This is a genomic window from Flagellimonas sp. 389 (genome assembly GCF_018449435.1).
GTDB lineage: Bacteria > Bacteroidota > Bacteroidia > Flavobacteriales > Flavobacteriaceae > Flagellimonas.
This window is the reverse complement of record NZ_JAHCMU010000004.1, coordinates 190286-206013: the sequence shown is the minus strand read 5'-3', so window position 1 is coordinate 206013 and position 15728 is coordinate 190286. Positions and strand designations below refer to the sequence as shown.

Sequence of the window (15728 nt, the reverse complement as noted above, 5' to 3'; positions counted from 1 at the left end):
CAATTCATTTGACGTAGCCTAATTTAACCAAATCAATGGATAGCGTATAGGCATATTGCGTATTACCTCCGGATTATCAAAATCGGCATCTAGCTGGTTCCATACATCAAGGTATTCCATATTGTCCAGTGACCTGCCTGTAAACAATAAAAATGGATGGCGTACCGGCCAATCATCCCAATGAAGCACATCCTGTTCATAGGGCCAATCTTCTTTGTTCTTTACATAAGGATATAAAAATTCAACTCCCTTTCTTATACTTCTACCTTCGTAATCATACAAAAACATGTTGTCATTTGCGTTGGAGATTACCTGGGCAATGCCTGTCATGATATCCAAATTGAACAAAGAGTATCCATAAGGCTTGGTCCTATTCAACTCTTTTGGAAATGAACCGTCTTCAGCCATTTGGCATGGCAACAAAATTTCTTTAAACTTTTGTTTTACATAAGCCTGCATGGTTTCATTCTCTGTAAATTCAGAAAAAACAGCCGCCTGTAGAAACCAACAGGCTCCGTGGTTGTTATCCTTAGCCTGCTCCGAAACTCCATAAGGGTGGGTATCCATCCATCTTAAATAATCTGCAAACCAAATCTTCAACTTGGTGATTTCTTCACCAGAAAGCAAATTAGCATCCTGTATCGCGATGATTGCCTTTACCACATCCAATAATTGAATCGTATCAATGATGCCTATGCCTCTACCCGATACCTTACCTTTTATTGCCTGTGCATATTTTAGGTTAGGGTTCATCAATGTTGCCTCATCAATAAACCATGCTTTTAAATGTGGAACCAACTGCTTTACATAGAATGTATCATCAGTAATTAGATAGGCGGACGCCAAAACACCACATATTTGGCTAAGCCGTATCATAGCATAGCGGTGTGCCGTAAAATTATTCGGATTGGTCATTCCATCTTTTCGAATGTAAGGTCCTTCAGGATTTTCAGGGTCGGGCCACCAATAATCACCTTCAGAATAAAAATCATGTATTCCCCCGGCACTACGTTCACAAGATTCAGCTGTTACCGTTACTGGTGTTGCATCGATATATTTTTCAGCTAATTTTAATATCCTTGCTTTTTCTTTATCGAAAATAGGGTCATCAAATATTTTTGGCTCTTGCTTACATCCGAGAAGGAAAAGGCATAGTAATACGATTATATTTTTCATATCGTCTTGTTATTAAAACCTCGCACCCTATTTTTCAATGGTTAGATAAGTACCCTTAAAATTTTGATTTAGGACCATTACAGTTAAATCAATCTCGGTATTATCTGGAATAATTTCTATGGATGCCTGCCCGTTTGCCATGCCAATGACCTCACTACCAGTAGGTGTTCCTTGGTTTTTAAGGGCCTTACCGCCTTCAAGGCATTGAAAATATACCTTGTCCTCATAGTCCAGACATCGTAACCCATTTTCATCGACAGCCATGGCGGTTAACAAGAAATTTCCATTTTTTAGTTTAGATGAAGAGAGCAACAGTTCTTTGGCCGAACCGTTTTTAGTATACCTGTAAGAGATATTCAGCGTATCACTTATAGTGTTACCAGCCATTTCAGAAACAGCAATCAATTGGTTGTCACCCTCTTCAAAATCAACTTCCCAAACAAGACCTGAAGCCGGAAACTTGGTGATGTCTTTCATTTTTTTCCCCAGTTCTTTACCATTATGGATGAGATTGACTTCATCACAGTTACTAAAAACATTGATGCTTCTTGGTTTGCCTTTTGGTCCTTGGCGCTCGGTCCAAGTTTCAGATTCTATGTAAATAAAAGGGTCTTCGGACCAATAACTTTTAAAAACATAGTATGCATCCTTTGGCTTTCCGTTTCGGTCAACCAAACCTTTTTGGTTCATGTAGGGAATATCGTTTTCTGGCCGCAAAGGTGTTCCAAAGTCCTTGAATGCCCATTGTGCATTGCCTACAAAAGTCGAGTCCGTTTCGGTTATGCGCAGGTGCCAGTCAAATAAGTCAACAATATAGTTTTCGCTCCAGTCACCTATTTTGGCAATGTTGGCAACCTTGGTCTGAACTATGGCTTCTTCCCATCCTTCCGACTTTATGATTCCTTCGCCAGTAATGGGATTTTCGGAATGCCTGCCCACATGGCTAGACCCGCCATATTCGGCATGTAAAAAATGATTGTATTGTGGTTTATACGTCTCTATTGCTTTTTGATAGCTCTTATAGCTCCCAGAGTACCAACCCGACCAAATGGACGGTGAGAAAACATCTACGATATCTGCACCTTCATAGTACTTTCTTATCGCTGTTTTACGTGTAGGATCTAATTTATGGGCAAGCGTATTCAGCTCATTTAAAAATGTATTCATTTTCTTGATATCTCCCCCGCCCTCAAAATCGGGCAACCAATACATTTCATTGCCCAATGACCAAATAATGATACTTGGATGGTTGAAATTCTGGTCAATGATTTCCGTTAGCATATTCTTGGTATTCTCTTGCCATTTTTCTTCACCTAGACCCCCTCTGCACCAAGGAAGTTCGTCCCAAACCAAAAGACCTAGTTCATCACAAGCTTTATAAACTTCTGGGTCTTGGGGATAATGCGCCAAACGAACAAAGTTTGCACCCATCTCCTTAATTTGTTCCATATCCTTTCGGTGCTGTTGATTTGACATTGCTGCTCCAACACCCGCATGTTCTTCATGACGATGGGTGCCGCGGAGCAATACACGTTTACCGTTAAGATAGAATGGCCCGTTTTTCTTAAACTCAAACCAACGAAAACCTACTTTTTCCAAAACCTCATCGATAATTTCTTCATTATTTGACAATGAAACGGTTACTTCATAAAGATTTGGGTCTGATATATCCCATAGTTGGGGGTCTTGAATATCGTTGATTGCTATTGTTGTAGTTCCGCTGGTCACATTTTCCGACTTAGACATGACAACTTCTCCTTCTTGATTTTTCAATACTGCTGTAAGCTTCAAATCCGATGCTTGCTCCATTCCTTCCAAGAGAATTTCAATTTGTAATGAAGCTCTTTCTTGGGATACATCTGGGGTGGTCAATTTTACGTTCCCAATTGAAATTTTAGGTTTGGTAATCAGCCAAACATCCCTTGTAATACCTCCGTAGATGAAAAAGTCGCTTTTTTGGGAAGGAATAATATCTCTATTGTAACTATTGTCCACACGCACATAAACATTATTCTTGCCTTTTTTCAAGTGTTCTGAAAGATCAATTTCAAAACCAATATAACCACCAATGTGTCCACCAACTTCGCTACCATTCACGTAAACCTTTGTGGTTATGTTTGCTCCCTCAAAATAGAGGAGATATCGTTTATCTGGGTTTATTCCATCGAGTTCAAGCTCTTTTTTGTACCAGCTACCACTTCTTCGGTAGCCTGCCACATTATCTGTTGGGTCTTCGTTGTTCCAGGTATGGGGTAAATCAATGGTAACCCAATCTACATTGTTTTCAACATCTGTAATTTCATGGGTAGGATTCTCTAAGTAAGACCACTCCTTATTTATATTCTCTTTTGTTCTAAGTGCGCCTTCCTCAGGTTTCTGTGCACAATTCAAAAGAAATAAAGCAACACAGAAAATGATACATTTTAATTTCATTATAAACCTATTAAAAATGATGAGAGTCTCCCATTGCGCTTAAAAGTAGGGTGGTCAAGTTTTGGTTTCATCCTGTACTATCCTTGTACTCGGGTATTAAACGCTACTGTTCTTTGCCTATATCGTATTTGTTTTGATTTGGGATATGAACTTTCCTAAATCGGTTATTGACTTTCTTTTCTCAGAAGTGCTTCCAAGTAGTAATAATCTCCATAAACAATCGATTCATCCATTTCGTCTTTCCTTGGCCAATTACCGGTACTATGTTTTAAAATAAATGGTGCTTGAACTTCTGGTCCTAGAATGTATTCCTCAGTTTTTAAAGTCTCCATGACCTTATTTGCATATTCCAAATACCGAGAATCATTATCATATTGTGAAAGCTCATAAAACGCTGAGGCAACAATTGTTGCAGCAGAGACATCCCTCACTGCATCAGGAATATTAGGGTCATTAAAATCCCAGTACGGAATACCATCATCTCGCATATTTGGATGTTGCATATAAAATGAAGCGCTAGATTTTGCCTGTGCCAGATATTCAGCATCTTTGGTATATCTATATGCCATTGTATAGCCATAAATACCCCAAGCTTGGCCCCTAGCCCATGCTGAGGAAGCATTGAAACCTTGATGGGTAACCTTATCTTTCACCTTGCCATTTATGGTGTCATAAACAACTACATGGTAGCTACTTGCATCTTCCCTAAAGTGATTCTTGAGTGTAGTATTGGCATGGGAAACGGCAATATTGTGATACGTGCTGTCACCTGAAATTTTCGTGGCTTCGAACAACAATTCCAAATTCATCATATTGTCAACGATTACCGGAAATTCCCAAACATCTTGATTAAAATCCCACGATCTAAGGCATCCTACATTTTTATTAAAACGGGTAGATAAGGTTTTGGCACTTTCTACGATAATGCTCTTATAATCCTCATTTCCACTAATTCTTAACCCTTCACCAAAACTGCAGAATACTTTAAAGCCCATGTCGTGGGTGCCTGTATTGAATTTTTCTTTTTCAATAAAACTTGTCCATTCCTGTGCACGATTTTTAAATGCTTTGTTACCCGTAAGCTGATACAAATGCCAAAGATTACCTGGGAAAAATCCACTGGTCCAATCCCTAGAAGGAACTTTTCTTATTTCATCTGTTGATAGGTTATAGCTTCTGGGAAATCCTACGGAATCCAAAGGATACTCCAATAATTTTTGATACCGTGTTTGTACTAATGAGTCTATCGATACAGAACTTGTAACATTTTCGTCTTTACCATCGGTTTTACAAGACAGAAAAAATAAAGTAAAACCAATAGTCAAGACAAAGTAACTAACTCTATTCATTAAATGGATTTTTAAAACTCTTCCAAGGCTACTTTTCTAAAGACAAAAGACAACCCTGGAAGAATTTGATTTTAATAACCGGGATTATTGGGAGCTAAATTGGGGTTCCTATCCAACTCATCGAAGGGCAGAGGAAATAAGTAATCTCGACTTGGATCAAAATTAGGTTGTGGTTCTAAACTTCCGGGCCCAAAAACCTCGGGGCCCAGTTGTCTTCTTTTGATGTCGTACCACCTTTTGAATTCGAAGGCAAGTTCCCATTTACGTTCCTCAAGCACCATATCCCTGAAATCATCTTGCGACATTCCTCCTGCTACATCCGCTGGGAAAGCTGAACCGTTGCCTCCCCTTGCTCTTGCTCTTACGCGATTGACATAACCGGCCGCTTCTCCAGAACCCGGGCTCAATTCGTTTAAAGCTTCTGCAGCTATTAACAAGACCTCTGCATAACGCATTAATCCATAATTTAAACTTGACGCCCGACCATTTCCTGTTCCTGTAGGCCCAATGGCTCTTGTATACTTTGCGATATAGGCACTTTGGATGTTTCTTGAATCAAAATCAGGGAAAGCAGTAAAGGGTTCTTCTACGCCATCGAATATTCCTGTGGTGTCCAAACTTACCGCTTTTCTGTAGTCACGACCATCCCATGAATTATATACATTAATAGTAGGTACAGCAACAGACCAACCACCTCCAATGTTGCCGCGTTCATTTGCTCGTATTCCAGTTAGGGCAGGTGTATAATCCCTTCCTGTATCCCCATCACTGAAACCATTAAAATCCAGACTTAAAAGAAATTCGTTCGTACTTGTTTGGGCGGCATGGTCAAACAAATCTTGAAAATCCACGGCAAGCCCCAAATTAAAAGTTCCTTCGTTATCTATAACAAATTTTGCTTCATCATAAGCAAGTTGGTATTCGCCCCTAGTAAGGTATACCGAAGCAAGAAAAGCTGCTGCCGTTGCTCTCGATGGTAATGCACTGATAGTTTGCGTATCTGGAAGCTGTGATTTGGCAAGCTCTAAATCAGCAATGATATTGTTGTATACCGCATCTACGGAGCTCTTGGCTATTTGACTAGCTTCTTCGACATTGACTACTGGCGCATCAATGTATGGGATTTCGCCAAACAATCGAACCAAATGATAATACGTATATGCCCTGAAAAAGTGTGCTTGAGCTGTTACCGGATCAATTTGTTCCGGTGGAAACCCCGTCAGGGTAGCTGCCGCTGCAATGGCTTCATTCGTTGCCGCTATGACTTGATATGCCCTTGGCCATAATGCCGTGACCATACCATTATCATCGGACATTGAAAATCTATCGACATCTTGCCGCCGGCCCGGTGTACCGACATCTCCTATGGAAACCATATCACTTCTCAACATAATTGGCAACGACAGTTTTCGACCCCAATACGCTTCCGTAGCCATATTGCCGATGGCACCGTTGATCAAAGTTTGAACATCTGCGGGAGATTGTACCAAACCATCCGGAGAAAGTCTGCCAACTGGTACTTCTTCTAAATCCGAGCACCCCACTACCGTAGCGAATGCCAGAAGAATTCCTAAAGTTTTAAAATTTTTCATAGTGCTATTTTTTAGAATTTTAGATTTATTGATAATGTGTACGACCTTATATTAGGGTAACTTCCGTAGTCGAATCCTCTGTTTACGTTACTATCTTGACTATCCTGGCTATTGGCCGTAGCTTGGTATTGTGCCTCGGGGTCGGTACCGGGGAAATCGGTAAAAGTCAATAAATTTTGACCACTCAAACTAAGACGTACTCCCTGCATTCCCATTTTATTCACAATGTCAGTAGGAAGGTTATATCCCAAGGACAAGTTTTTTAATCGAACGTAGCTACCATCGTATACGAAGCGATTCGTAATACGCTTTTCACGAACGGCGGCAGAAGGCACATTGGTATTTGTATTACTTGGCGTCCAAGCGTTCAACACCTCTGGTGTCGCATTGGATTCACCCGAAGCCAACTCAAGAAAGGTGTAGCTATAGATGTCACCACCCACCGAGGCTTGAAAAAAAACATTCATGTCAAAATTCTTATATCTAAAATTATTGTTCAGACCAGCGATCCAATCTGGGTTAGGATCACCAATAATTTTACGATCTTCTCCGGTAATTACACCATCATCATTCAAATCGGTAAACAGTTCGTCCCCGGCTCCAGTTTCGTCATAACCAGCTGTACCAGGTTCTGGTGTGCCCTGATTTACCCCTCGATATTCATAGCCCCAGAAAACTCCAACAGGTTCGCCTTCCCTTAAAATATGGGTTTCATCCTGTAAAAACGAACCAGGTGAAGAATCCAAAAATATATCCTCTCCATCTATAAGTTTTACTACTTCAACCTTATTGGTCGACCAATTCAAATCTGTGGTCCATGAAAAGTTTTCAGTAGTTACATTTTTTGTGGAAAGAGTCACCTCAAATCCAGTATTGTTGATTTCACCAACGTTCTGGAATGGATCACTCAACAGACCGGCATACTCTATTAGACCGGTATTTCGTAAAATCAAGTCCTTTGTATCAATCGTATAATAATCCAACGTAGCGCTGATTCGGTTGTCAAAAAGACCAAAATCAAGACCTATATTGGTTTGATACGAAGATTCCCATTTTAAGTCGGGATTTTCCAATAGATCTGGGACAACAGCTCCAACTTGTTGATCTCCTACATTGGAATAAATAGGTTGAAAATTTGCCAAAGACTGGTATGGAGTCAGAGAAGGATTTCCGGTTACACCATAACTAGCCCGCAGTTTTAAATTGGAGAGTGTTTTATTGTCCTTTAGAAATTCTTCATTGGAAATTCTCCATCCAATTGCTCCGGAAGGGAAAAAAGCGTACTTATTATTTTTGGCAAAATTGGAAGCTCCATCCCTTCTTGCCGTAAAAGTCAATAGGTAACGATCATCGTACTCATAATTAAGTCTCCCAAATAAAGAAACAATTTCCCTTTCGGTGAGCGATGAAGAAGGTGTCTGAATATCAGAACCGGCATCGAGGGCAAAATAGGATAAACTATTGCTAAGAAACCCCTGCGATGCTGCACTAAATCTTTCCGTTCTATCTTTTTGGTATGAGTAACCTGCCAAAGCGGTTAAATTACCTTTACCAATTTCGGTAGTATAGGTCAAATAATTTTCAGAAAGAATATTGGTCCCTTTAACAGATTCCACGCTGGCAATACCGCCTTGAATACTGGCTTGGCCTATTAACGTTGAAGGTTGAAACCTACCACGGGTTCTATTTTCCGTACTAAATCCAAATGTAGTTTTAAACGATAATCCTTTTATTATTTCATAATCAGCATAAAAATTGGCTCTGTAATCATCTGTTGTGGTTTCATCAACCGATTCCGTAGCAATAGCAAATGGATTATCAAATTGATCTCCGACCGGGTTTGTAGTGTTCACGCCATTTTCATCTTGTATCGGAGTATCAGGTGCAAAACGATATGCAGTGGAAATCACATCTCCTTCCCCACTTCCACCACTTCCTGCTTGGCTTTGTATACCATCTTTATTGCCGCGGTTGGCAAATGCATTAAAGCCAAGTTTTAATTTATCCGTTGCCTGGACCTCAATGTTGCTCAAAAATGAAAACCGTTCAAAAGCTGAATTGATTACTACTCCGTTTTGCTTAAAATAGTTGCCGGATACATAGTAGTTAATTTTATCAGATCCCCCTGAAAAAGAAAGTTGATGATTGGAAATGTTCCCTGTCCTATAAATTAGGTCTTGCCAATCTGTTGAAGCTGGTCCTTGTTCATAGCTGGGGTTAATGGCTTGTCTGTAGGATGCAAACTGGTTTGCATTTAACAGGTCGATTCTTTCTGTAACTGCTTGGGAAGAATATGTGGAGTTAATTTCGACAACCATTCTACCCTTTGTTCCTTTTTTAGTAGTTACCATAATCACCCCATTAGCTCCCCTAGAACCATAAATGGCAGTGGCGGAAGCATCTTTGAGTATTTCTATGGATTCGATATCAGCAGGTTGTGGTAAAGCACCACCAACAAAACCATCGACTACCACCAATGCAGCACTACTGGACCCTATTGAAGTATTACCACGAATACTGATTGCTATTGGTGCACCAGGTTCACCACCATTGTTGGATTGTACAGCAACGCCTGCCGCACGTCCCTGAAGTGCCTGCTCTGCACTCAGCACCGGAAAAGCTGCTAATTCTTCCGATTTAACCGAAGAAACTGAACCTGTAATATCAGATTTTTTTGCGGTTCCATAACCGACCACTACGACTTCGTCCAACGCACTAACATCTTCATCGAGACTTATATTAATGGCAGTGCTACCAGAAACGTTTTGTTCTTGCGAGACAAAGCCAATATAGCTGAAAACCAAAGTCGCATCCTGACTTGACACCGTAATTACGTAATTTCCATCAAAATCAGTAGTGACACCGTTGGTCGTTCCTTTCTCAACCACATTGACACCAGGTATACCTATACCATCCGTACTGGCGACTACGGTACCTGTAATACTTTTTTGCTGACCATAAGTCAGTGTACCGGTAAGAATAAAAACACCAAAAGTAAGTGCCCTTATCCATTTACAAATTCTTGTTCTTAACATAAGTTTAGTTGTTTTTGAGTTAATTTCAGATAATGAGAATGAGCAATACCAAATTCATCGAAAGATTGACTGCGTCAAAAGAACTTTTTGTTGTTGTTCTTTGAATCGACGTTTGCAAAATCGCATTATCCCAAAGTTATGTTAAAAGCGAGCGTTAAAAGTCCAGAAATAGGGGTTCAAAAATCCTGTAAAATAATTTTAACACTCTATTTTACAGTAGTTTAATTTAAATCGAAGAACTCTTGGGAGAATTTTTTCAAGTAAGCGGAGGGACTTAAACCAAATTTTTTCAGAAAGCATTTACTGAAGTATTTTGGATTTTTAAACCCTACTTGATATCCAATTTCGGCGATTGTGAGGTTTCCTTGCTCTAGCAATTGAACCGCTCGTTTCATTCTGATTTCCTGAATGAACTCATTTGGTGTGAAATTGGTCCAGGCTTTAATTTTGGTAAAGAGTAAAGTTCGACTAACGCCAAGCTCGGTACCGAAGGTTATGATATCAAATTGATCATTGGAAATATTATCTTCCACAATTTTGAGTGCTTTCTTCAATAACTTTTCATCTATTGATGAGATTACAATTTCATTGGGCGTAAGGCCTTTATCGTCAGAAAACTTGCTTTTAAGTCTATTTGTGGAATCTATCAAATTTTTAATTCGGAGCTTGAATTCTTTAATATCAAAAGGTTTGCTTATGTAATCATCCGCACCACTTTCCAAACCTTCAAACTTATACAGTAAAGACGTTCTAGAGGTAAGCAATATTACAGGAATATGACTGGTTTGGATATTTTCCTTAATCTTTGCGCAAAGCTCTGTACCCACCATTACAGGCATTATCACATCAGAAACAATTAAAGAGGGAATATATTTCAAAGCCTTTTCCAGTGCTTCTTTCCCATCACCTGCTTCCACTACATTGTATGTATCCTGTAATATATCTTTAATGAAGTTTCTTAAGGGTACATTGTCCTCAACTATTAGAACTACTTCCCGTTCCTCGTTCATCAAAAGTTCATTTGACTTTATCGAAAGATCCGACAACTTTTGTTTTAATTGCGAGGTATATAGGCCCAGATCATCACTAAATTTAAAATCCTTGATTATTTCATCATCCGTAATATGGTGTCTTCCTAATTTCAATGTTACCCTAAACGTACTTCCAGGTATATTTTGGTCAATAATGGAAATATCCCCTTTATGAAGTTCTACAATGCTTTTGGCTATAGATAGCCCAATTCCTGTTCCAGTACCTTGAGTATTTTCATCTTTGGCAAAATCAGGTATTTCAAAAAATCGATCAAACACCTTATGCCTATATTGTTCAGGTATCCCACGTCCTGAATCTTTAATATCTATTAGCACGGATTCTCCATCCTTTTTTATCTGAATGGTAATCTTTCCTCCATATGGGGTATATTTAAATGCATTGGAAATTAGGTTATAAAACACTTGCTCTAGCTTTGAACGATCATAATAGACCAGAATTTTAGACTGTTCTGTTTCAAATGTGTATTCGTAGCCATTACCTTTTGCGAACTCCGAAAAAGAGAGGTAGATTTCTTTCAGAAATTTAACGATATTGCCTTCCGCAGTTTCAAGCTTGTATTTTTGGTGTTCCAGTTTTCTGAAGTCCATGAGTCTATTTATCAACTGTAACAGATGTTTGGCACTACTTTCTATTACCAATAACTTTTGGTAGACCACTCTACTGCCTTTATAATCCGTCAGCAATTGTTGCAATGGTCCCGTAATAAGGGTCAAAGGTGTTCTAAATTCATGGGAGATGTTGGTAAAGAAACGTAGCTTGGCGTCATTAAGTTCTTTATTACGTTCATGTTCCAAATGTTCCAATTCCAATTTATGTTTGAGCTTTGTTTTGGAACGTATAATACTGATCAAACCAAAAAGTGCTGCTAAAACCAAAAGACCATATAGCATTTTTGCCCAAATGCTTAGCCAAGGAGCTGGAAGTACTTGAATTTTTATGATCGTAGGTTCAGTATTCCAATATCCATCATTATTGGCTCCCTTCACTTGAAACACATAATCTCCAGGTCTTTGTATGGTATAGTTCGCTTTGGATTGATTCGTAAGTGTCCAATTTTCATCCAGTCCTACCATGCGATATTGGTACCGATTGCTATTTGGATTAATAAAATTGGGAATTGTAAAATCTATTGAAAAATTAGCCTTATTATAATCAAGTGTTATTTCTTTGGTAAAAGGCATACTTTGATTCAGGATACCATCTTCATTAGTGACCGAAACAGTTTCGTTCTTAACCTTTAAGTCAGTTAGAATTACTTGCGGAACATAGGAATTTTGTGCAATTGTTTTGGAATCAAAATAAGATACTCCTTCTGGGCCTCCAAAATAAAACTTTGAAGGTTCTGGTCTTAGCGCTGCACCTGTACTGAACTCATTTCCTACTAGACCATCTTTTTCGCTATAGAGAACAAACGAATCTTCATACGTATTATATTTTAATAGCCCTTGGTTACTACTCATCCATAAGGTATTGTCAACATCCTCCAAAATGGCGTAAATAGAGGTTACCTGAACATCGGTCTTTAAAGGTATTTCTTGAAATTGTTTACCATCAAAACGAAATAGGCCTTTAGCTCTTATCCCAACCCAGACAACACCACTTGTATCTTGAAAAATCGTAAGAATGTCATCACCGGAACCCGTTTCCCGATCATAAAAAAATCTAGTTATCCTGTTCGAAGTATATCCTCCGTTGGAGAAAGGCAATAAATTAAGACCACTCTGCGTACCAACCCATACATTTGCACCTTTATCGATCATTAAGCTGCGAATTCTATTACTTGAAATGGATTTATCGACTTCCGGTTCATGGTCAAACACCTCATGTGTTTTTTTCTGCAAATCGTAACGGACGAGTCCCTGACCAAATGTGCCAAACCAGTAATCGTCATATAATCCTTTTTTAATGGTATAGACACCGGTCGTATTTAAAATCTCATCCAATACTGTTGATAGGATATTAGTTTCAAACCGATTGCGTTCAATATTGAAAATCTCCACTCCGCCATTAAAAGTTCCTGCCCAAAGGAGATTATCATCAATAAACAGCGATTTTATATTATCACTTTGTAGAATATCGGTATTTGATGTATTGATGTAACGCGGTGCTTTTCCTTGTTTATCAAAAACTGTTATCCCACCACCTTCCGTCCCAAAATATAGATTCCCTTTAGTGTCGCTCACTATAGAACTTACCACCTTATGACCCAATCTATGCCTGCCCGAAGATTCTTTATAATTTATAAAGTTGGTATTTGAAACGTCCCAGATATCTATGCCCCCGTAATAAGATCCTATCCAAACAGATCCTTTCCTATCTTTAAAAATAGATTTGATATAGTTGTGACTTAAACCGTTTTGTTTTTCGGGTTCGTAAGCAATGTTTTTTAAGATTCCATTGGTATTCAATAAAAGAATTCCTTTAGAAGTGCCTACCCACAACAAACCTTCTTCCGCAGAGATAACGGCCCTTACATCTTTATGTTCAATGGTATAGGAATTGGTAAGAAATCGTTCAGAGATCAAATCAAAATTGAGTAACCCCATATTTTTGGTACCTACACAAATACTATTTTCCCCACAATCCGAAATAGTCTGCACAAAAGGTTGTTCAAGATAATCGGTTGGGTTGAATTGTTGAAAACCAATAGTGAGTGCCTCATCTTTTATCACTTTACAAAAACCTTTGGATGTACCTACCCAAATAGTCCCATTATTGGCCGCCTTTATGCTGAGAACATAATTAGAAGGTATTCCGTTATCAGAAATTGAATCACTTTCATTATATATGCTAGTGAATACATCAGTTTCTTTGTTGTAGATGGACAGTCCATTCGAAGTACCAATCCAAATATCCCCATTAGCGACCTCCTCTATTGCCCAAACGGTATTGTTGCTAAGCGAATTCTTGTCCTTAAAATGATAAAAACGCTCAAAGGTATCCTTAATAGGGTCATATTTGTTTAATCCGTTATAAGTGCCTATCCATATAAAACCCTCACTATCTTCCATTATTGAAAGAATGTCGCTGTTACTAATGGATGTGCTATCGTTCAAAACTGTACGATACACCTTAAATTTAGTGCCATCATACACATTGAGGCCATCACGAGTACCCAACCACATCCTCCCTAGCCGATCTTGCTCCATTGCAATAACAGAACTTTGAGAAAGTCCATCACTGGTGTTTAAGTGCTTAAATTGATAAGTCTTTTCCAGACTTTGACCGAAGCAGAAAACACTTAAAAAAGTAAAACAAACTATACACAGATTTTTCATAAAATCGAATGAGCAACATGGCACTCACGAATTAAGTTTAGTCCTAATATATAAAATAACCTAGGTTATTGCCGAAGCCTTGCTTTCAGTTGATAATCATACAACGAAGGTATACGCTCCAGGTCTTGGTTTATAAATTCCATGTAAGCACTTGGGCCATAGGTCACCTTAACTGGATGATTTCCATGGATTCCTACCAAGTGTGCGAAAGGTCCATCCTCCATTCCATTCAATACAATAGGTTCATTATTTTCAAAACCATTTAAAAAATGAACGTTAATGTTCCAGAATGTGCTAAAAGCGCCATGGGACGGTTTCCAATAACCAGCTCCGCCTCCTTCAAACAAAGGGTAACTATGATCATCTTTAGGTTCAACATAAACGGTGATGTTATCGAAAAGGTTTTGGTGATTTGCACCAGAGTGCTGGTCAAGAATGGCTTTTACGAAAACCTCGCAGTTCTTATAGACATTTTTTGTAGAAAACGTATTAAAGCTCAATGGGTGTTCCGCGTGGTTGAAAACCTTTAGATTATCTACCAACACATTATGTACTCCTGCCATGGCAACGGTATAATGTGCTTTATTTTCTCCTGTTGTACGTATGTTGGCAATGGTAGTATTTGCAATTTCTTCGCTCAATATACCACTATCCGCATTATGTATGGTTACATCTTTGACCCAACTGTTAAAAACCCTCGTTAAAAAAATACCATTAAAACCTCTTTCAACATGATGTGCGATGTATGAAGCACCCGGGAACACAATGCTAAAATGTTCTATTCCTACTTCCTTCAAATGTTTCCATTTAACCAAACGAGCCTTGTAACTTGGCTTTATAGTTACCGTTAATGGTGTCTTTATCGTTATTTCATTTCCTGAAATTTTAGTGATAAGTACTTCCTGACGAACAATAGGAAGCGTAGGAAACGACCAATGATGAGAACCAATTTCAACCTTGGCGCTTTTATAAAGATCATTTACCAAATCAGAATTTACGGTACCCGTCTTATTAAAAAGCTGGAGTTGTACCACATCACCAACCTTCAAGCCTTCAATAGTTGTAGCATTCAGTTGATGCCCACCACGTTTACCATTTGATATTTCGGCCACAACTGTTTCTGGAACATCGTATTTGCCCAGGTATGATTTCACCCGCTCTCCTGGAACCTGGGTCCATATCATTCCGCCAGACCAAGCGTACTGAGAAAAAGGAAGGTCGATGTTGTTCTCCGGCTCCTTCTGCCGTTTATCAAATTTGAGCAAATACTCCCGTAGCTCTTTCAAAATTTCTGGGTCTTTTAAGTACATCATAGGCCTTGGGCAATAAATCTCTGTACCGTTGGGTCCAGACCCTGCGCCTCGTAATACAAAATCACTTCGCTCTATGTAAAGAATATCACTTAATATGAGTCTTCCTTTAGGCAGTTGTAAAACAGTATTTCCTTTCATTTCTTTAATTGCTCCCATGGCCTTCAATAAAGCTTTGGAATCATCAAGACCGTCATTTGCCACCACCCCATAATCTGTTGCCAAAACTATCTTTTTAGCATGCACAGGCATTTCTTTTTCACCAAATCCATAACCGGCATAGCTGAAATCAGGCAAATATGCTACATCTGATTCGTTCGAGAACTGTAAAATTTTTGGAAGCTCTTGGGAAAGAAGTAACAAGGGAAAGAAGTAAAAAACAAGATGGGGGAAAAACTGATGGTTAACATTAGAGAATGATATCATATAACTGAGTTTGGTTTAGAAAAGAACCTTTAAAATGAATTAAAAACAAGATACCACAGGATAGCTACATTTTCCC

The 15728-nt window shown here is 38.8% G+C and carries 7 protein-coding genes; all 7 read right to left on the bottom strand.

All coding sequences use genetic code 11. The annotated features are described in order from the left end of the window. Positions 1-18: 18 nt before the first annotated feature. Complete coding sequence (locus KIM67_RS05435; RefSeq protein ID WP_213830329.1) at positions 19-1176, bottom strand: alginate lyase family protein; 1158 nt, start codon at positions 1174-1176, stop codon at positions 19-21. 27 nt (positions 1177-1203) lie between these two features. After that, on the bottom strand, positions 1204-3609 hold the full coding sequence (locus tag KIM67_RS05430) for a glycoside hydrolase family 2 protein (protein WP_213830328.1): 2406 nt from the start codon (positions 3607-3609) through the stop codon (positions 1204-1206). Between the two features lie 164 nt (positions 3610-3773). Next, positions 3774-4958: a glycoside hydrolase family 88 protein gene (locus KIM67_RS05425; protein ID WP_213830327.1), complete on the bottom strand. Its 1185-nt coding sequence runs from the start codon at positions 4956-4958 to the stop codon at positions 3774-3776. Positions 4959-5029: 71 nt separating this feature from the next. Beyond that, a complete protein-coding gene (locus KIM67_RS05420; protein ID WP_213830326.1) occupies positions 5030-6550 on the bottom strand; it encodes a RagB/SusD family nutrient uptake outer membrane protein in 1521 nt (506 codons plus the stop codon). 11 nt (positions 6551-6561) lie between these two features. Beyond that, positions 6562-9585 carry a TonB-dependent receptor gene (locus KIM67_RS05415; protein ID WP_213830325.1) on the bottom strand — a complete coding sequence of 1008 codons (3024 nt, stop codon included), beginning with the start codon at positions 9583-9585 and terminating at the stop codon, positions 6562-6564. A gap of 221 nt (positions 9586-9806) precedes the next feature. Further along, positions 9807-13916 carry a two-component regulator propeller domain-containing protein gene (locus KIM67_RS05410; RefSeq protein ID WP_213830324.1) on the bottom strand — a complete coding sequence of 1370 codons (4110 nt, stop codon included), beginning with the start codon at positions 13914-13916 and terminating at the stop codon, positions 9807-9809. 65 nt (positions 13917-13981) lie between these two features. Then, the gene (locus tag KIM67_RS05405) at positions 13982-15652 is read right to left on the bottom strand and encodes a hypothetical protein (protein ID WP_250149160.1); all 1671 of its coding nucleotides are present in this window, start codon (positions 15650-15652) and stop codon (positions 13982-13984) included. Positions 15653-15728 lie beyond the last annotated feature (76 nt).